Raw genomic sequence first — 18,090 nt, 5'->3', positions numbered from 1 at the left:
ATGTGTCGCAGCGAGCGCACGCCGTCCGGGATGCCGGAAACGGGTGCATTCGGTGCAAGCGGAGCGATCCCCTGTAGCTCAATTGGCAGAGCAGCCGGCTGTTAACCGGCAGGTTACTGGTTCGAGTCCAGTCGGGGGAGCTCGCGCTCCTCTATCCCCTGTAGCTCAATTGGCAGAGCAGCCGGCTGTTAACCGGCAGGTTACTGGTTCGAGTCCAGTCGGGGGAGCAGCGGTCAAGGACCCTCTCGGGGGTCCTTTTTCATGTCCCGGGGAACCGAGCACCAGGTGATCGCGGTCCATGAGGTGGTGCGTCTGTGACCCGCGAGGGCGACAGATCGTATGAGCAGCTATGCTGCGGCAGACGACGTGCACGGGATGGTGACGGCACGCCGTACGGGGCGGTAGCTCAGCCGGTTAGAGCAGCGGACTCATAATCCGTCGGTCGTGGGTTCGAGTCCCACCCGCCCCACCAAAGGCCGTGGCCCGCAGGCTCAGGACCTGCAGCGGAATAACGAGCGGCGTCCCTCCGGGTCACCCGGAGGGGCCGCGAAGATCATTAGCTCGCCCGATGCTCGCCCGAAGTGTCAGCACGGGTCGTCAGTGACGTTTTCTCAGCGAAATGATCTACGCGAAGCGGCGTGAACCAGCCCATACATGAGCACGCCGGACGGACTGGGCCCGGCTGTGGACAGACGTAAAGCCCCTGGTAGGACAGGTCTCACCACAAGATCATGTCCGAACCACCAGAGGCTTCACGTTGGTCACCTATGTTGCCACGCTCGACGTTCCGCGCCATGTCGTGGAGTACCTGTCCCGTCTACTGGCCGCGCACCGGCGGCGAATCGGCACTCCGCGCGGCAGCCGCGCGCTCGGCCCGTTCCGCCAGGCCGTACTGGTGCTGCGCTGGTTCCGCGAGCGCGGCTGCGTGCACTGCCTGGCCCGCGACGCCGGCGTCTCCCAGGCCACCGGATACCGCTACCTCCACGAAGGCATCGACGTCCTCGCCGACCAGGCACCGGACCTGCACGAGGTCCTGGACCACTGCCGACGCGAGGGCATGACTCACGTGATCCTCGACGGCACGCTCATCGAATCCGACCGCGTGGCCGGGGTCCGCGACAACGGCAACGACCTGTGGTTCAGCCAGAAGCACAAGGCATTCGGCGGCAACGTGCAGTTTCTGTCAGCCCCCGACGGCACCCCGCTGTGGGTCTCCGATGTCGAGCCCGGCTCCACCCCCGATATCACCGCCGCCCGCATTCACGCCCTCCCCGCGCTGTACAAGGCAGCAGCCGACGGGCTGCCCACCCTGGCCGACAAGGGCTACATCGGTGCCGGGATCGGCATCCGCGTCCCGGTCCGCCGCCCGAAGGGCCAGTCCGAGCGGGCCCTGCACACCGACACGCGAACCACCAACAGCCTGATCAGAGGCATCCGTGCACTCGGGGAACGCGCCGCAGCCGAGCTCAAGCAGCGCTGGCGCACCCTGCAACACGTCACCATCAGCCCCAGCCGGATCGGCGACATCGCCCGCGCCGCCCTCGTCCTCAACGGGATATGGAAGTGATCACCGCTGAGAAAACGTCACTGGGCCAAGCTCAATCCCGAGCTGAACCGTAAGCGAGCCCGGGACTGGGCCATCGCCAACCCAGAGAAGCGGCGTGCACAGCACAGCCTACGTCGGGCGCGAGTTCGAGCCGCGAGGGTAGAGGCCGTGGACTATGCAAAGTTGCTGGAGCTCCACGGATTGAACTGCCATCTGTGTGGCGAGCCCATCCAAGGGCGGGGTGACCTGCACTTCGATCACGTCGTCCCGCTGGCGAGGGGTGGGGCACACAGCATGGACAACATCCGTCCAGCGCATATGACGTGCAATCTCCGCAAGGCCGTCAAGTTCGTGTTTGAGCTTCCGTGGGCACGGCTGAGGTAGAGAGCCTGACAGCTGACGGCCCCGTACGGATCACCGTATGGGGCCGTTGGCTTACACTTCCGAGGCCGCTGGTTGTGGGCCGGGCCGTCATTCCGATTTGCGGAGATGGCTCATGGATTTCGTCCCGCGTGAAGCCTGGGGAGCCCCGGCCGCCTCGCCGGCTGCGTATGTGGCGAAGACACGTGGCGTGAAGGTGCATTACCTGGGCGCGCCGTACGCCAGCCGCGCGCACAGCCTGTGCGACGACATGGTGCGCAGCATCCGGGCCGAGCACCTGGCCAACGTGAAAGAGAACTACGTCGACATCGCGTACACCGCCCTCGTCTGCGAGCACGGCAGCGTCTTCGAGGGCCGTGGCACGCACAGGCGGACCGGCGCCAACGGCAGCCAGGCGCTGAACGAGCAGGACTACGCGGTGTGCGCGCTGCTCGGCAGCAAGGGCATGACCGTGCCGACGGACGCCATGCTGAACGGGCTGGTCGACGCGATCGAGTGGCTCCGCCGCAGCGGCGACGCCGGGAACTGGGTCGGCGGCCACCGGGACGGCTACGCCACCGCGTGCCCGGGGGACCAGCTGTACGCGTGGGTGGAGCAGGGCGCGAAGCGTCCGGCCGGGGTGAAGACCCCGACGCCGCCACCTGGGATCTACGTTGTGCGGGCGCAGGACACGATCGCGGCCATCGCCCGCCGGCTCAACGTGTCGTGGCAGGAGCTGGCGGTCGTCAACGGCATCAAGGCGCCGTACACGATCTACCCCGAGCAGCAGCTCCACGTGCCGGGCAAGCCGGTTCTCGAGATCCCTCCGTTCCCCGGCGAGGACGCGTTCGTCATCGGCCGCCGACACCCCGCGGTCGTGGAGCTGGACGCCTGCCTTATCGCCAAGGGGTTCACCCGGAACCACGACGGCAACGGCTACCAGAAGGGGCCGCTGTTCACCGAGTACACCCGCCGCAACGTCGCCGACTTCCAGCGCGCGACAGCCGAACTGCGCAGCGACCCCGACGGCTACCCGGGCCCGCTGACCTGGAAGCTCCTCCACTCCTGAAAGGCCCCTGTCCCATGCCCCGTCACGCCCGCATCGAGCCGAAGGTGAAGGCCGCCACGTCGGCCGCGTACCTCGCGTCGACCGGCCTGCTCGGCGTCCTGGCCGCCGTCCAGGACCACGCCCGCCTCCTCGACCCGCTGCCCGACAGCCTCGCCCCGTTCGTGCTGGCGATCGTGCCGACGCTGCTGACGTTCGCGGCCGGGTGGAAGGCCAGGCACGCGCCGAGGATCGGGAGCGCGAGCCGGTGAGCGTCGACGCGACCGGCAACGGCCTCGTCGACGCCATCCTCCTGTGGGGTGCCGTTGCGGCGGCGCTGGCCGGTCTCTGTACGGTGGCGTGGCGGGTCGTCCGCTGGGCCGTCCTCCTCGGCCGCCGCATCAACCAGTTCATCGACGATTTCTACGGCGAGGAGGCCCGCCCCGGTGTCCCGGCCAGGCCGGGTCTGCTGGAACGCGTCGGGTCCATGGAGGAGCGGCTGGGCAGCTTCCAGCACGAGCTGTACCCCAACGACGGCGGCAGCCTGCGTGACGCCGTCGACCAGGTGAACCGCCGCCTGCGCCTGATGTGCCCGGACTGCGACCACGACCAGCCAGGAGGCCAGGAATGAGCAGCAACGCGACCTTGACCCTCGTCATCCTCGGCATCGTCACCGGCGGCACGATCGTCGGCGTCGCCGGTATCCGGGCCGTTGTCGAGATCGTCCGCGTCCGCGCAGGGGCCGCCAAGAACGGCTGACCGGCCCCCCGGCTCCCCACAGACCGGAACGCCCGCCCCTCCTCCGGAGGCGGGCGTTCCGCCGTCTCTGTCATCATCTGGGCCGACTCGACCCGTCCGACCGTTCCGGGGAGACCCATGAGGCCCTACACCCGCCCCAACCGCCGCCCGCGTCCCAGCGTTGAGCGGGCCCACCACCAGATCGAACGAGTCGCGCACGTGCGGACCTGCTCCCGCTGCCATCACCCGGTGCTGAGCCACGCGATCGAGGACGGCGTGCGGGTCTGCTCGCGCGGCGAGGGCGTACGGATTTCGTGCGCGGACTGCGCGGAGACCTGGGCCCGCATGCCGGCCGTCACGGCCATGGCCAACCTCGCGCGGGTGCTGAGCACCCCGCCCCGCGTCGCCTCCCTGGAGCCGGCGAGCCTGGTCCTGAGCGGGGTCGACGTCTGCCGGTAGCGTGCGGTTTGTCCGAATCCCAGGCTTCTCGGACCCGACTGCGCCCCGCCCGGAGTGGAACCCAGGCGGGGCGCGGGTGTCTCCGGGTCAGGCCGCGTGCGCGGCCTGCCAGATGCGGGCCCGCTCGTCCAGGTCGTGCGCAGCCCGCATGCCACGGCGGCCGAACACCGCGAGCTGACGGCGGATGCCCGCGACCTCGTCGACGGCCCGGGCGGACCGGACCCCGTTGAGGAGGTCCAGGGACTTGCCCCAGGAGCCGCACGCCGCTTCGACGTGGCCCTGTGCGGCCTGCTCCCGGCCCTGAGCGGCCAGGGTGAGCGCGGTGATCCGCTCGTGGCCGGTGCGGGGCCGGTTCCGCGCGGAGGCCGCATAGTGCCGCTCGGCGTTGGCGTGGTCACCGAGAGCGTGGAAGGTCTTCGCCGTGTGCGAGGCGACCGTGGCCCGGGGCGAGCCCCACCGTGCGGCCCACACCGGCAGCTCGTCCGCGCTGCCCGAGAGGACGAGGTCCTGTGCGGCGCGGACCTGGCGGGCTGCCTCCTTGCCCCGGCCGGCGTTCGCCAGTGCGCGGGCCCGGGTGATGGCGAACAGTGACTCGGTGGCGGGGGCCGCCTTGCCCTTGATCCGGGCGAGTGCGGCGTCGGCGAGCTCCAGTGTCGATTCGGGTCGGCGGATGTCCATGCCGTTGTGGGCGAGGATGCGCAGTATCCATGCGGCGTGCAGGTCGTCGCCGGCCTCGCGGGTGAGGGCGTACGCCTGGAGGTAGTAGCGCTGGGCCAGGCCGTGCTCGGACGCGTCGTACGCCTTCCAGCCGCACAGGTAGGCGACGCTGGCCGCTGCCGACAGGGCTTCGGCGCGGTCCTCATCGCTGGCGAACGTGGCCCGGCACAGGTCGGCTACGTCCGAGCGGAGGTACTGGACGACGGCGGTCCGGCCGTGCTGCCCGCCGTGCCGCTCGTCGATCCTGGTGAACAGGTCGGTCATGTCGCGCACGGCCTCGATCTCCGCGCGTCCCGCGCGGGGGCCGGTGTGCTGTCCGCGCTGCCCGCGCTCGATCGCTTCCTCTATCCCGAGCGGGAGAGCGGCCGCCGCGACGCTGTATGCGGCGTTTGTGAGAAAACTGCGGCGTTGGATGTCGGCCTCCCCGAGGCGCCGTAGCATGTCTACCGGATCGGGCCCCAAGAACGTCCCAAGCGCTTCTTGGGGCCCGTCCTTCTCCAGGGCCCCGAGCGCGAGTTGAGACGGCCGGACCTGTCGGCCAGCCTCCTTGAGATCGCCTCCGCAATGTACGTCGCCGTCTGCGGGCTCGGCTGACCGCCTCCCACCCAGAACGCCACAGCGGACCGTCCTGTCCGCAGGGAATCGCCGGCCTCGGCCGCCACTACGCGCACCGCGGCCGCGAGCTGTTCGTACGTCAAACCCGCTTCCCGCATGGCCTCGACAAGGGCCTCGTTGCGCGCACGCGAGTGATTCGCCACTTCGTCCACCCTCCCAAGCAGGGCGTTGAACCCGTTGAACAGAGTCGTGCTCGACGGGGATAGCCGTTCCACAGTAGCGGTCGGTGTACTCGCTGTAACAGCAGACAGCCGCTTGGGGGCCTGGAGCTATGGCGAGGACGACGAGAGACCACGACGCGGGCGAGGAGCCCGGCGCCGCCGTGCTGGTGAGCACCCTGTACGAGCGCCAGCTCGCGGTAGCGCACTGGCTGTTGCAGGCCGCCGAGCGCGGCATACGGCGCGCGGTGTGGGAGGAGCGCGGGCTGATCATGCTGGAGTGCGGCACGCTGTTCTCCGTTGTCCGTATCCCGGCCGCGTTCGTCGAGGGCGCCGCTCGATCCAGCGACCCTCACGAGATCGACGGGTACCTCGCGGAGGCCCTGGACGGCGGACCCGTGGTCGTGGACCGGATCAGCCAGCGGTACTACGCGCTGGTGCCCGGAAGCGCGGCCCGCCACTGGGACGTTGCGGGCACCGTGTGCCTGGGCCGTAACTCCTGCCTGGGCGTGCCGTACCCGGACCGCACCGCGCCGCGCGTGGGCCGCCCGTACTGGTCGGTGCCGATGGACTCGGCCGGTGACCTGTGCGTGCCCGGCCTGGTTGCCCGGGTGATCGAGGCCGGACGACCACGCGGAGCCCTCGCGTGACCGGCCCGGCCGAGCCGATCGACGCGGCCACGATCTGGGCGAACTGCCGAACTCTGCCGGTCTTCCGTGATCGTGAGGCGGCCGAGGCGCACGAACTGGTCCTCCGAGGCCACGTGCATCTCCTCCTCGCCGAGCTCGGCCCGGTCCCGCCGTCCCTCGCGAACCTCGTGGAACGAGCCCGGGGGTTCCTGGCGGAGGACTGCGGCGAGGGCATGTGGTCGGCCTACTGGCACCTGGAGAACCTGGCCATGGCCGGGCGGCTCCTGCTGCCCGCTGTCCTCGGCGACCAGGCGTTCCCGTGCAGCTGGTGCGGGTGGTTCACCGACACCACGCGCGAGGTCCGGCACACCGACAGACGGCGCGCCTTGCTCGGGTCCCGCTACGCCTGCGGGCCGTGCCGCGAGACGCGCCGCCTGGTCGTGTGGACCGACGACGCCCGGCAGACCGTCGCTGCTGCCACCCCGTAGACCGCCGCCTCGCGCGCGGCGTGCGGCGAAGCCCCGCACGCGAGGCGGTGCCCAACTCGAAGGCGCGCGGACCGCCCCGCGTCGATGCCGGAACTGGAGAAGACGAATGGGCTACATCGAAGACGACGCCCAGGCCCTCGCCCGCACCCTCGCGGGCAGGCGTCCCCCCGAGGGCGGCGTCATGCACGCCCTGATCGCGAGCCCGTTCCTGGACGGGTACCTCGCGGTCCGGCCGGGCAGCCAAGCCGGCGCCCGCCTGCCCGAGGATCGGTTCCGCGCACTCGAGGACGTCACAGCCACCGGGGGAACAGCCCCCGCGTGGTTCGCCGACCTCGCACGCGACACGTGGGGCCTGGACCTCGGCGGCCGGACGCTACGGGACAACGTCCTTGTGCGGAAGCCGACCGAGTTCGGGTTCGGCCGCGCGAGCTGGGAGATCAACCTCGGCTGCAACTTCGCCTGCAAACACTGCTACCTCGGCTTGAAGGAGTTCGCCGGCCTGCCGTGGGAAGACAAGGTCAGGCTGCTGGACATCATGCGCGACGCCGGGGTGCTGTGGCTGCAGATCACCGGCGGCGAGCCCACGATCGACAAACACTTCCAGGACGCCTACCGGTACGCCTTCGGCCTGGGCATGATGCTGACGATCTCCACGAACGCCTCCCGGCTGTGGGAGCCGTCGCTGCTGGAGATGTTCGAGAAGTTCCCCGCCTATCGGCTCGTGGTGAGCGTCTACGGCGCGACAGAGGAGAGCTTCGACGGCCTCACGCAGCGCCGCGGCTCGTGGAAGACGTTCCAGCGCGGCATGGCCGCAGCCCGCGAGGCCGGGCTTCCCGTGCGGCTGAACATCGTCGTCACCGAGGACAGCGCGCACGAGGTCGACGCGATGGTGGCCATGGCCGAGGAGTGGGGGCTGCGGCACCACGTCTACACGAACATGACGCCGACGATCTACGGCGGCCCCGAGTCGCTGCTCGCCCAGTCCTCCAGCCACCTGCGCGAACGCACCCCGGTCCAGGGCTGCAACGCCGGCCACACCTTCTTCCACGCCGACCCGCACGCCAAGGTCAGCATCTGCAAGGTGGGCCGCGACGACCAGATCGACCTGATGACCGAGGGCCTTGACGGCCTGCGTCGGCTGCCCGGAGTGGCCGACAAGTTGATGCTTCGCACCGGGGGCTGCTCCGGCTGCCAGCTGTCGGGCACCTGTCTGGTGTGCCGCCCGCTGGCCAAGCAGTTCCAGGAGGCGAAGGCCCCGCTGGCGAACTACTGCCAGCACGGACAACCCAAGAAGGAGTTGGTGCAGTCATGACCGCTGTTCCCGTCACCATCGGCCGGACCCCGCCGCCGCGGACCCGCCCGGAGGTCCCGGCCGCGCTCGTCGCCGCGCAGTCCGTCACCCCGGTCGCGGACCTGGACGACCTGATGGGCGGCATCGCCTGCTCGTGCGCGGGCAGCGACGACAACCCCCACTGATCGCTGAGCGATCACAAACGGTCGGGCCCCGGCGCATCCTGCGCCGGGGCCCGCGCCTCCTGTCCCCGAGAAGTAAGGTGCGACCCATGCTCTTCCGCTGGGAATGGCTGCGGCCGGTGCTGACGGTGCCGTACGTGCCGACGCTGGGCCCCGTCCATCCGTCGGTGCTGACCGAGGACCTGTTCGCCGACGTGCTCCGTGCGGCCGAGCAGCAGCGGCGGTTCCTGCGGTACGACAAGGACGTGCGCTGGTCGGACGTGAAGGACGAGACCGTGCTCGCCGAGGACATCGCGCACCGGCCGGGGGAGACCCTGGTCCCCACGCTGGTGCGGCGCGGTAAGGGCACCGTGAAGGTCCACGTCTACGGCGTCGAACCGGACTCCCCGCTGGTGGCCGGGGAGCTGGCCGCCAAGCTGTGCGCCCGCCACGACGCCGCCCGGGCCCGCATGGTGACCTTCCTCGGCCCGGAGCACGCGGGCTGTGACGGGGCTGGGACGCGCGTGCAGCTCAAGGACTTCACCAGCATGTCGAGCCCCGACCCCGAGCCCGGCACGGTGCTCCCCTTCGACGACTGCCCGGGTGCGGTGCGCGCCAACTTCACGGCCTTCGCCGCGCAAATGGCCGCCGACGGGTTCGCATTCCTGCACCGGCAGATGCTCGCGGGCGCCGTGGGCCCGGTCCTCGTCGCCGTCCACGAGGGGCGCGTCGCGGGCGCCATCGGCCCCATGGAGATCCGGCCGGACGCCGTCGGCGCCCGCCAGCTCATGCCCCAGTATTTCGGCGTCCTGCCCGAGCACCGCGGCCGCGGCTACGGCCGCGCCCTGTGGCGGGCCGCGATGCACTGGGGCCAAGAGCACAGTGCCGCGTACCAACTGTTGCAAACAGAGGTCGGCGGCGCATCCGATCGGCTGTGCCGCAGCGAGGGCTTGACGTCGCTCGGAATCGTCTATTCGAAGCCCATCTAGGATGGATGATTGCAATATGGTGCCATCTATCCAAGTTGTCGCTTCCCTTGAAAGTGCTAGATTCCCGTGCTCCAGGCTGGGAAATCCGCAGGGCGCCGAGTCTGCTCCCCGCGCCCGCTGGGATGGTCCCCACGGTCACGGTCAGTGCGAGGCAGCGGTCCGCGCTACCTGCGCTGAGGCCTCTGCCACGGGCGGTACGTTCGCGAATGATGACCGGTGGGAGGTGGGTGGTCGGGGCGGGACGCTACCCGCACCGACCACAGCGTGTGCGTGATGTCAGCCGACAGTCATTTTGCCGTCCCATCCGTTGCTGACGACGGTGGTGTAGGTACCGACGGTGGTGGTGCCTCCGCTGTACATGCGGACGCTGCCGTCGTTCATGACGGCCCACATGTCGGGGATGCCGTCGTGGTTGGCGTCGGGGGTGCCGAGTAGGAGGCGGACGGTGGTGGTGGTCCAGCCGGTGGCGGCGTAGGTGGTGTCGGCGCCGTTGAGTGAGTTGCCGGAGTTGGCGAGGGAGTCGATGGCGGTGCCGCCGGTGCTGTTGGGCTTGCCGTAGCGCAGGGTCAGTTTGCCGGAGGACAGGGTACGGAAGACGAGGTCGACGGCTCCGTCGTTGTTGTGGTCGCCGACGGAGACCAGGTCGCGGTCGGGCCAGACGCTGCCACCGTTTTGCAGGATGGCGGTGGTGAAGGCGCCTGCGGTGTAGCCGAGGAAGGCCCAGTAGTGGCCGCCTTCGGTGGCGAGCATGTCGGGGCGGCCGTCGCCGTCGATGTCTCCGGCGGCGAGGATCTGGTCGAGGGTGGCCGGATCAGGTGCGCCCTCGGGCAGCAGGACCTGAAGGCGTTTGCTGACGTCGAAGCTGCCGTAGCCGTCGCCTGGGTAGATGTAGAGCTTGCCGTCGTTCATGCGGGCGATCAGGTCTTGCAGGCCGTCGCCGGAGATGAAGTCGCCGTTGTGGGTGAGCAGGGCACCGGTCCAGTAGTCGTCGGGGTAGGCGCTGTTGGTCTCGACGAGCCCGCGTTGGTCGTAAGCGGCGCGGTTGTAGGCGTATAGGTCCCCGATGCTGGTCGCGGGGTAGACGCGCAGGTCCTTGTACTGGTCGACGACGACGGCGTCGGGCCAGGCGTCGCCGGTCAAGTCGCCAGCGGCATCGGCGGTGTCGCGTGGGGTGACGTAGAAGATGTACTTGGTTCCGGCGGACCGGTTCCCCGCGGAGTCAACGGCTCGGACGTAGAAGACGTTGGGGCCGGCGTTGTGGGGGTTGAGGTGCATGGTGACGCTTCCGCCGGGTGCGGCGGGGGTGCCGCTACCGCCGTAGCTGGTGCTGTTGAAGGAGAACTCGTACCTGACGGTGTCGGCGGATCCGTCGGAGCTGAGGGTGAAGTCACCGGACGTGCCGTAGTTGACGGTGCTCCAGATGGTGCCGGTGCCGTCGTCCTCGGGGTAGTCGGCGGAGGTGACCTTTGGCGAGTTGGGTTTGTCGGCGTCGAAGACGAATCCGCAGTTGCCCGAGCCGGGTGGGGCGTAGGTGGAGGCGGCGCCGGTGGAGTCGATGGCGCGCACCCGCCACCAGTAGGTCTTTCCGTTGGCGAACTTGCTGCTGAGCACCGTGACGCTGGCGTGGCCGCTGCTGTCGACGGTCTGATTACCGTCAAGGATCTTGGTGCTGCTGCCGTCCTGCCACAGCTCGAAGTCCAGATATTTCAGATCGCCGTCGGGGTCGGTTGCGGTGGCGGCGAAGGTCAGGTCGGACTTGCCGACACTGGAGGTGCCCTCGAGGTCGCAGTCCGGGCCGGGGGCCATGGTCTGCTGGGTGGGCTCGTTCGGCTTGTGGTTGTAGATGATCTTCAGGTAAGGAGAGTTGCTGCTGCTGGCCTCGAACTTCTTCCACGGGTAGGCCGAGCTTTCGTCGGCAGCACGCAGGCCCATGGTGGCGTAGCCCCAGCCGTTGTCGGCGGCGTCCTGGGCCAGTGAGGTGGCGGTGAACTTCACCCAGTTGTCCGGGCAGCTGCTGCTGTAGCCGTGTGCGACGTTTTGGGCGTCGACCTGCTCGATCCACGAGGGCTGGTTGTTCCAGGTGGTGGAGGAGCTGATGCTCCCGGTGTGCCACAGCTCGACGCTGCGGGCGGAGCAGGACCAGGAGTAGGTCTCCAGGGCGTAGAAGTACGCGGAGGAGACGGCTGCGCCTTTGAGTTTGCTGCTGGACAGGGAGAGCTGGAAGAAGGAGTGGGACAGTCCCCTGGTGGTGGACTCGTAGCCGACGCGGGCGGTGTCGGTGCCGTCGTTGAAGTTGGTGCCGTTCCAGAAGCTGGAGGTCGGGTACGGCTGGTAGGCGGTGGTCCAGTTGTTGGTGTGCCCGGTGAAGGACGGGTCGATGAAGACCGGGTAGACGGTGGACTCACCGGTGAGCAGCTTGAGGTTCGGCCTGATGCTCAGCGTCGTGCCGCCGGTGAGGGTGCTCTGGGCCAGAGCGTCGTGGCTGCCGGGTTGAGGGCCGGCCAGTCCAGCCAGGGAAAGGACCGAGTCCGCGCCGGTGCCGGTGAGGAAGGCTGCAGGCCGCGCCCCCGCCGTGGCGGCGTGTCCCCGGTACGCGGCTGGGCCGGCGCTGGTGTCGTCGGTGGGGGTGGGAGCGGCGGTGTCGTCCAGATAGTCGGGGGTGTGGGAGGCGCTGGGGTCGGGGGCGTCCGCAGGGTCTTCGGGCGGGTCGACGTCCGGGCCGGCCGAGGGAAGCGGGTCGTCGGAAGGGCGGGGCGGCTGCGGGTCGTCACCTTCGGTGGCGGCGGGCTTTCCGGCAGAGTCCCACATGTAGGGGGTGGGGGAGACCGCGACCTCACGGCCTGCGGTGTCCTTGGCGTGGACGACGTGGGTGACCGGGTCCAGGGTGAAGGCCAGGTCGGGCGAGGTCAGTCCATAGGAGACCTCGGCGAGAGCCGGATCATCCGCGGCCTGCGCGGTTTTGACGATCAGCAGGTGGGAGAACCCGGCGTCGCGGGCCGTCAGCAGCAGATCGACCCCGGGCAGGACGTCCTGGTACAGGGCCCGCGGCCCGTCGATCACGGGGGCGGGCAGGGGGCCGGGCCAGGTCATGGTGAGCTTGTGGCTGTCGGTGGTGAAGGTCACCAGATCAGTCGACGAGGCCGCCTGAGCGGTGCTGGTCGCCAGAGCCGCCCGGACCTGGGACCGGGAGGCCCGCCGCCCCGTGCTGCCGCCGGAGAAGACCACGGGGTTGTTCACGGCCTTGGGGGCCCAGCCACCGCCTTTTACACGGCGCAGGCGGGTGTCGATCGGCCGCCAGGTCCCGTCGACCTTCGCGCGGAACGCCACGGCACGGGTTTCCAGTTCGAAGCTGCCGTCCGGGCGGGCCCAGGTGGTGCTGCTCGCGTCGCGCAGCGCGGTGACCTCCACCCGCTTCCCCGATGTGCGCGCCTTGGCCAGTGCGGTGGTCTCGTCCCGCAGCCTTGGTGCGGCCGACTTCTTGTCGGCGCCGTGTGAGGCGTCGTGGTGGAGGGCGGGTAGCTGGGTCAGGCCGAATGTGGCGGCCACGGCGACGGCCAGCATCGCACCAACCCGCCGCCGACTACGACGAACACGCAGCCATCGTCTGTCCACGAAACTCTTTCCCCTCCCCGATCCGTAGCCGCCCGACGAGCGTCACCTGCCGACGAAAAGCTCGTTTCACACATGCGCTCTTCGTTGTTTGGCTACAGTTAACCTGCTGTTTCCTATTCGTTGAGGGATCCGCTTCGGATACCCTCCGGCGAGCAGGATTGCGCGAGCAGATCATGCCTTACCGATTCGTTCCGCGCCAGCGTCCGCAGTGGTACCGAGTGTCCGTCTGGTGCGGAGTGTGCGGCTTTTGCGGGCCACGGTCCGCGTCGTGTACTTGATGGCCTGATCGCGGCCCTCGCTCGACATCGCCCCAGGTGAAGCGGATGCGGTAGGGGATGGGCTGGTTCAGTATTCCCCTTTTTCGTGGCGGGCGAAGGGTGGGGTGAAGGTCTTCGGCGTCGCATTCAGTATTTCTATCCCAGGTTAACTCTATTTCTTCGAGGCGCCTAAAGGTGCTTCTCGGTGGGTGTAATTCGGCGGGATCTATCCGGGCTGTATTTCATTTCCTGGGTGAGTGGCCTGCGACCTTTTCGCTGCCTTCTGTGGTGGGGAGGCTTCCGCAGTCGGTGACGTTCTTTTCCGTGCCTTGAACGATGGCCATGGGCGCGTGACGGGGCGCAGGCTGGGCGCAACATCGGCAGTCATGTCCGCGAGCGGTCCGCTTGGACTGGCATGACCGGGCTGGAGAGCCCGGTGGAGTGTGGCGCGGTGCGGGTGCGCCGAGGACTGATGGGGGCTCTCTCGGAGCTGGTGCCCGGCGGGCAGCCCTGGTCTGCGGGCGATGCGTTGAGGTCGGACTGCGGGCGGCTGTGATGCCAGGTGTGGTGGCTATGGGGCGGGGCCTGGTGCCCGCCTGGAAGGGCGGGCACCAGGCCCCGACGGGGACGGGTGTGGGTCAGCCGAGGGCCTTCTTGGTGCTCCAGTCGGTGCTGATGACGTTGACGGGTGTGCCGACGGAGGTCTTCGTGCCCTTGTAGAAGTCCACGGTGCCGTTGGCGTTGCGGGCCCAGATGTCGGGAATGTGGTCGCCATTGACGTCGGGTGTGCCGGCGGCCCAGGTGATGGCGGTGGTGCTCCATCCGGTGGCGTAGTTGGTGTCGACGCCGGTGAGGGAGTCCACGGCGTGGGTGATGGACGCGAGCAGGGTGCCGCCGCCACTGTCGGGTTTGCCGTAGCGGACCCACAGCGTTGCGGTGCTCAGCTTCCGGAAGACCAGGTCCCGTGCTCCGTCGCCGTTGACGTCCTCGACGCTGATCAGGTCGCGGTCGTCCCAGGTGGTGAGGGTGACTCTTTCGGCCTGGGTGAAGGCGGCACCGGTGTATCCGGTGAAGAACCACAGCGCCGTTCCGGCGGTGGCGAACATGTCAGGCCTGCCGTCGTTGTTGAGGTCTCCGATGGACAGGATCTGGCTCAGCTCGCCCGGTTGGGGGACGGCCACCCCGTCGGGGGCTTGCGCGGGCAGGAGGATCTCGAGGCGTCGGCTGACATCGACGCTGCCGTATCCGTCGCCGGGGTAGGCGTAGAGCTTGCCGTCGGGCATGCGGGCGATGAGGTCGGTGAGCCGGTCGGCTCCGATGTAGTCACCGTTGTGCGTGATCAGCGCGGGGTTTTGGTTGGCGCTGTCGGTCCAGTAGCCGTCGGGAAGAGGACGGCCGGCGTCGTGAGCAGCGGGCAGGGAACGGTGGATGTCGCCGGCTGCGTCAGCGGGGTAGAGACGCAGATTCCCCTGGACGTCGATGACATACAGGTCGGGGCGGGTATCGCCCGTGGTGTCGCCTGGGCCGTCGCCCGTGTCACGCGGGGTTACGTAGAAGACGTAGTCCGTGCGGGCGGAGGTGTTGCCCGCGCTGTCGACCGCCACGGCATACAGGACGTTGGGACCGGCGACCTTGGGCTGAATGGTGACGGTGGCGCTGGCCCCGGGGGAGACGGTCTTGGTGTTGTCGTAGGCGGTGGTGTTGAGGGAGTACTTGTAGGTGACGGTGTCGGTGGATCCGTTGGGGCTGAAGGTGACGCTACCGGTGGTGCCGAAGGGTTTGGTGCTCCAGTTGGAACCGGTGCTGTTCTCCTCGGGGTAGTCGGTGGAGGTCACGTTCGGGGAGTTGGGCTTGGCGGCGTCGTAGACGAAGCCGCAGTTGTCGGTCGAGGGCGGGGCGTAGGTGGAGGCGGCGCCGGTGGAGTCGATGGCGCGCACCCGCCACCAGTAGGTCTTGCCGTTGGCGAACTTGCTGCTGACCACCTTGACGCTGGCGTGACCGCTGCTGTCGACGGTCTGGTTACCGTCAAAGATCTTGGTGCTGCTGCCGTCCTGCCACAGCTCGAAGTCCAGGTACTTCAGGTCGCCGTCGGTGTCGGAGGCGGTGGCGGAGAAGGTGATGTCGGAGTTGCCGACGGTCGAGGCGGCCACGGTGTCGCACTTCGGCCCCGGGGACATGTCGAGTCCGGTGGGCTCGTTGGGCTTGTGGTTGTAGGTGATCTTCAGGTAGGGGGAGTTGCTGCTGCTTGCCTCGAACTTCTTCCAGGCGTAGGAGGAGGTTTCGTCGGCGGCGCGCAGTCCGAGGGTGATCTTGGTCCAGCCGTTGTCGGCGGCATCCTGCGCCAGGGAGGTGGCGGGGAAGTTCACCCAGTTGTCGGGGCAGCTGCTGCTGTAGCCGTGTGCGACGCTCTGGGCGTTGATCTCCTCGCTCCACGAGGGCTGGTTGTTCCAGGTGGTGGAGGAGCTGATGCCGCCGGTGCGCCACAGCTGGACGCTGCGGGCCGAGCATGACCAGGAGTAGGTCTCCAGGGCGTAGAAGGAGGCCGACGAGACGGCTGCGCCTTTGAGTTTGCTGTCCAGCGAGAGCTGGAAGAAGGAGCGGGACAGGCCGCCGGTGGTGGACTCGTAGCCGACGCGGGCGGTGTCGGTGCCGTCGTTGAAGTTGGTGCCGTTCCAGAAGCTCGTCGTGGGGTAGGGCTTGTAGGCGGTGGTCCAGTTGTTGGTGTGCCCGGTCATGGACGGGTCGATGAAGACCGGGTAGACGGTGGAGCCGCCGGTGAGCAGCTTGAGGTTGGGCTTGATGCTCAGGGTGTGGTCGGTGAGGGTGGTCTGGGCCAGGGCGTCGTGGCTTCCGGGCTGGGGGCCGGCCAGTCCGGCCAGGGAAAGGACCGAGTCCGGGCCGGTGCCGGTGGTGAAGGCCGCAGGCCGCGCTCCGCTGATGGTGGTGTGGTCCTGGTAGGCGGCCGGGCTGGCGCTGGTGTCGCTGGTGGGCGCGGCAGTGTCGTCGCTGTCGTCGGGGGTGTGGGAGGCGTTGGGGTCGGGGGCGTCGGCGGGGTCTTCGGGCGGGTCGACGTCGGGGTCGGCCGAGGGGGGCGGGTCGTCGGCGGGCCGGGGTGGCTGCGGGTCGTCGCCTTGTGTGACGGCGGGCGTGCCGGCGGAGTCCCACATGTAGGGAGTGGGGGAGACCGCGACCTCACGGCCGGTGGCGTCCTTGGCGTGGACGACGTGGGTGACCGGGTCGAGGGTGAAGGCCAGGTCGGGCGAGGTCAGCCCGTAGGAGACTTCGGCGAGGGCCGGATCGTCGGCGGCCTGCGAGGTCTTGACGATCAGCAGGTTGGAGAACCCGGCGTCGCGGGCCGTGAGCAGCAGGTCGACACCGGGCAGGACTTCTTGGTACAGGGCCCGTGGCCCGTCGATGACCGGGGCGGGCAGGGGGCCGGGCCAGGTCATGGTGAGCTGGTGGCCGTCGGTGGTGAAGGTCACCAGATCCGTGGATGAGGCCGCGTCCTGCAGGGCGGTGACAGTGGCCGGCCGGATCTGACCGCGTACATGGGACCGGTTGGCGCGGTCGGCGGCGCGGCTGCCGCCGGAGAAGACCAAGGGGCTGTTCACGGCCTTGGGGGCCCAGCCGCCACCCTTGACACGGTGCAGGCGGGTGTCGATCGGCCGCCAGGTGCCGTCGACCTTGGCCCGGAACGGCACGGCACGGGTCTCCAGTTCGAAGCTGCCGTCCGGGCGGGCCCAGGTGGTGCTGCTCGCGTCACGCAGCGCGGTGACCTCCACCCGCTTGCCCGAGGTGCGGGCCTTGGAGACGGCGGCAGCCTCGTTCAGCACCTTTGGCGCGGCCACCTGCTCCTTTCCGCGCGCGGGGGAGGGGGCGTGGTGGAGGGCGGGCAACTGGGTCACGCCCAGTGCGGCGGCCACCGCGGTTGCCAGCACCGCACCGACCCGCCGTCGACTACGAGGCGTGCGCAGCCATGCTCTGTCCACGAAACGTCTTCCCTCCCCGAAACCCGGATTCGCCGGGTACTGCTTTTGCGCACCTCTTTCGGGCGCAATACGTGCCAGCCACCCACGCCCCGCCGCCTGCATTTCAGGCTGGGGCACAGAGGTGCCAGCAGATCATGTACGACCGGGCGAGTAAATTCCAGTGTTCTCGCGTATTCCGTCAGGCCATCCGGAGGTGCGGGAACCGTTTGCGTGATGTGCAGGACCTGCGATTCCCGGCAATTCACCGAGACCATCGCGTGTGGATGGTGTCTCGTCGCCGTACGGGTCGGGACGTGCAGCTGGGTGTTTTGGAATGATCTTGCCGCTTATTTTCGCATGCGGGCACCTTGTAAAGGAAAGTCTTTGCATTGTCGAAATGCCGTAATCCTGAATCTTCTCCGGGTCGACATGTCTTGGTTGCGAATTCCCTGTGTGACGGGCATCACATTGGCTGTTTCGTGTTTGACGGCGAGTGGAATGAGGGCAGAGGATTCGGCGGATTCTTTGTGTTGTCTTCGGGGTGGGGCGCGCGCTTTTTGGGCGCGGGTTTCCTGCCGGCCGCCATGGGGGGCTGTTCGGTGTTTGGTTCGCTGTCGTGGTCCGGCCGTGGTGCACTGCCCCGTACCTCCAAAGCACGCTCGCGTACGCGCCGGGTCCGGCTGGGTATGGGGGCGGCGATTATGGCCGCCTTGGTGGTGGGGCTGCTGCCGGCGCAGGCGATGGCGGCGCCGCCACCGGGCGGGGACCGGTCGGGCGTGGACCTGATCGACATTCCTGCCGAGGAGAAGGCCACCGACGCCGACACCGGGGTCCTGGACGACCTGACCGGCGAAGCGACCGTGCCACCAGTGGAATACGAGCCGGTCAACACCACCGCGCCGGCAGGGGGTCAGGACGCGGTGACGCTGACCGATCCGGTCGCGGGTGATCTGGTGCAGGCCGGTTCCCTGCCGGTGTTGCTGGGCGCCCCGACGGACGCGGACACCCCAGAGGAACTGGATCCGCTCAAGGGCACCTGGCAGGTGGAGGTCGCCGA

The 18,090-nt window shown here is 68.9% G+C and carries 16 protein-coding genes and 3 tRNA genes; 16 read left to right on the top strand and 3 right to left on the bottom strand.

All coding sequences use genetic code 11. The annotated features are described in order from the left end of the window. Positions 1-67 precede the first annotated feature (67 nt). The 10 genes from ACRWNP_RS27960 to ACRWNP_RS27915 all read left to right on the top strand — a co-directional run bounded on the left by ACRWNP_RS27960 (position 68) and on the right by ACRWNP_RS27915 (position 4,148). Positions 68-140: transfer RNA gene (locus ACRWNP_RS27960), tRNA-Asn, on the top strand. A gap of 14 nt (positions 141-154) precedes the next feature. Then, positions 155-227 (top strand) — tRNA-Asn (locus ACRWNP_RS27955). A gap of 168 nt (positions 228-395) precedes the next feature. After that, positions 396-472: transfer RNA gene (locus tag ACRWNP_RS27950), tRNA-Ile, on the top strand. 285 nt (positions 473-757) lie between these two features. Then, positions 758-1,567, top strand: a complete 810-nt coding sequence (locus ACRWNP_RS27945; RefSeq protein WP_431966091.1) for a transposase family protein — start codon at positions 758-760, stop codon at positions 1,565-1,567. 147 nt (positions 1,568-1,714) lie between these two features. Continuing rightward, positions 1,715-1,930 carry an HNH endonuclease gene (locus ACRWNP_RS27940; RefSeq protein WP_431966089.1) on the top strand — a complete coding sequence of 72 codons (216 nt, stop codon included), beginning with the start codon at positions 1,715-1,717 and terminating at the stop codon, positions 1,928-1,930. Positions 1,931-2,117: 187 nt separating this feature from the next. After that, a complete protein-coding gene (locus ACRWNP_RS27935) occupies positions 2,118-2,975 on the top strand; it encodes a peptidoglycan-binding protein (protein WP_431966087.1) in 858 nt (285 codons plus the stop codon). A 14-nt stretch (positions 2,976-2,989) separates the two neighbouring features. Beyond that, positions 2,990-3,223: a holin gene (locus ACRWNP_RS27930; RefSeq protein WP_431966085.1), complete on the top strand. Its 234-nt coding sequence runs from the start codon at positions 2,990-2,992 to the stop codon at positions 3,221-3,223. Further along, the gene (locus tag ACRWNP_RS27925; protein WP_431966083.1) at positions 3,220-3,582 is read left to right on the top strand and encodes a hypothetical protein; all 363 of its coding nucleotides are present in this window, start codon (positions 3,220-3,222) and stop codon (positions 3,580-3,582) included. Before ACRWNP_RS27930 ends, ACRWNP_RS27925 begins: the two co-directional genes overlap by 4 nt. Next, a complete protein-coding gene (locus ACRWNP_RS27920) occupies positions 3,579-3,710 on the top strand; it encodes a hypothetical protein (RefSeq protein WP_431966081.1) in 132 nt (43 codons plus the stop codon). The genes ACRWNP_RS27925 and ACRWNP_RS27920 overlap by 4 nt, the downstream gene beginning before the upstream one ends. A 117-nt stretch (positions 3,711-3,827) precedes the next feature. Continuing rightward, entirely contained in the window at positions 3,828-4,148 is a 321-nt protein-coding gene (locus ACRWNP_RS27915; RefSeq protein WP_431966079.1) for a hypothetical protein, read from the top strand. Between the two features lie 87 nt (positions 4,149-4,235). On the opposite strand, the gene ACRWNP_RS27910 is transcribed toward ACRWNP_RS27915, so the two are convergent. Then, positions 4,236-5,306 carry a hypothetical protein gene (locus tag ACRWNP_RS27910; RefSeq protein WP_431966077.1) on the bottom strand — a complete coding sequence of 357 codons (1,071 nt, stop codon included), beginning with the start codon at positions 5,304-5,306 and terminating at the stop codon, positions 4,236-4,238. 445 nt (positions 5,307-5,751) lie between these two features. Between ACRWNP_RS27910 and ACRWNP_RS27905 the strand changes: the two genes are divergently transcribed. The 5 genes from ACRWNP_RS27905 (at position 5,752) to ACRWNP_RS27885 (ending at position 9,196) form a co-directional block, all read left to right on the top strand. After that, the gene (locus tag ACRWNP_RS27905) at positions 5,752-6,288 is read left to right on the top strand and encodes a hypothetical protein (protein ID WP_431966075.1); all 537 of its coding nucleotides are present in this window, start codon (positions 5,752-5,754) and stop codon (positions 6,286-6,288) included. Then, complete coding sequence (locus ACRWNP_RS27900; protein ID WP_431966073.1) at positions 6,285-6,755, top strand: hypothetical protein; 471 nt, start codon at positions 6,285-6,287, stop codon at positions 6,753-6,755. Before ACRWNP_RS27905 ends, ACRWNP_RS27900 begins: the two co-directional genes overlap by 4 nt. A gap of 181 nt (positions 6,756-6,936) precedes the next feature. Then, the gene (locus ACRWNP_RS27895) at positions 6,937-8,067 is read left to right on the top strand and encodes a radical SAM protein (RefSeq protein WP_431966158.1); all 1,131 of its coding nucleotides are present in this window, start codon (positions 6,937-6,939) and stop codon (positions 8,065-8,067) included. Then, positions 8,064-8,231, top strand: coding sequence for a hypothetical protein (locus ACRWNP_RS27890; protein ID WP_431966071.1), 168 nt, complete (start codon positions 8,064-8,066; stop codon positions 8,229-8,231). The genes ACRWNP_RS27895 and ACRWNP_RS27890 overlap by 4 nt, the downstream gene beginning before the upstream one ends. Positions 8,232-8,317: 86 nt before the next feature. Then, complete coding sequence (locus ACRWNP_RS27885; protein WP_431966069.1) at positions 8,318-9,196, top strand: GNAT family N-acetyltransferase; 879 nt, start codon at positions 8,318-8,320, stop codon at positions 9,194-9,196. 276 nt (positions 9,197-9,472) lie between these two features. On the opposite strand, the gene ACRWNP_RS27880 is transcribed toward ACRWNP_RS27885, so the two are convergent. Further along, positions 9,473-12,742 (bottom strand): FG-GAP-like repeat-containing protein, encoded by a 3,270-nt coding sequence (locus ACRWNP_RS27880; protein ID WP_431966067.1) that lies wholly within the window; start codon positions 12,740-12,742, stop codon positions 9,473-9,475. A 961-nt stretch (positions 12,743-13,703) separates the two neighbouring features. After that, on the bottom strand, positions 13,704-17,054 hold the full coding sequence (locus ACRWNP_RS27875; protein WP_431966065.1) for a DNRLRE domain-containing protein: 3,351 nt from the start codon (positions 17,052-17,054) through the stop codon (positions 13,704-13,706). Positions 17,055-17,512: 458 nt separating this feature from the next. Between ACRWNP_RS27875 and ACRWNP_RS27870 the strand changes: the two genes are divergently transcribed. Continuing rightward, positions 17,513-18,090, top strand: a 578-nt coding sequence (locus tag ACRWNP_RS27870) for a hypothetical protein (protein WP_431966063.1), incomplete at its 3' end; no start/stop codon positions are given.

It is taken from the genome of Actinacidiphila sp. bgisy160 (assembly GCF_965342435.1).
Classification (GTDB): domain Bacteria; phylum Actinomycetota; class Actinomycetes; order Streptomycetales; family Streptomycetaceae; genus Actinacidiphila.
This window is presented reverse-complemented; position numbering and strand designations above follow the sequence as displayed.

What these genes read in the sequence shown, in the direction of transcription:
- ACRWNP_RS27930 (WP_431966085.1), top strand. Translation starts at nt 2,990, where the DNA reads ATGCCCCGTCACGCCCGCATCGAGCCGAAGGTGAAGGCCGCCACGTCG.
- ACRWNP_RS27920 (WP_431966081.1), top strand. Translation starts at nt 3,579, where the DNA reads ATGAGCAGCAACGCGACCTTGACCCTCGTCATCCTCGGCATCGTCACC.
- ACRWNP_RS27915 (WP_431966079.1), top strand. Translation starts at nt 3,828, where the DNA reads ATGAGGCCCTACACCCGCCCCAACCGCCGCCCGCGTCCCAGCGTTGAG.
- ACRWNP_RS27910 (WP_431966077.1), bottom strand. Translation starts at nt 5,306, where the DNA reads ATGCTACGGCGCCTCGGGGAGGCCGACATCCAACGCCGCAGTTTTCTC.
- ACRWNP_RS27905 (WP_431966075.1), top strand. Translation starts at nt 5,752, where the DNA reads ATGGCGAGGACGACGAGAGACCACGACGCGGGCGAGGAGCCCGGCGCC.
- ACRWNP_RS27895 (WP_431966158.1), top strand. Translation starts at nt 6,937, where the DNA reads ATGCACGCCCTGATCGCGAGCCCGTTCCTGGACGGGTACCTCGCGGTC.
- ACRWNP_RS27890 (WP_431966071.1), top strand. Translation starts at nt 8,064, where the DNA reads ATGACCGCTGTTCCCGTCACCATCGGCCGGACCCCGCCGCCGCGGACC.
- ACRWNP_RS27885 (WP_431966069.1), top strand. Translation starts at nt 8,318, where the DNA reads ATGCTCTTCCGCTGGGAATGGCTGCGGCCGGTGCTGACGGTGCCGTAC.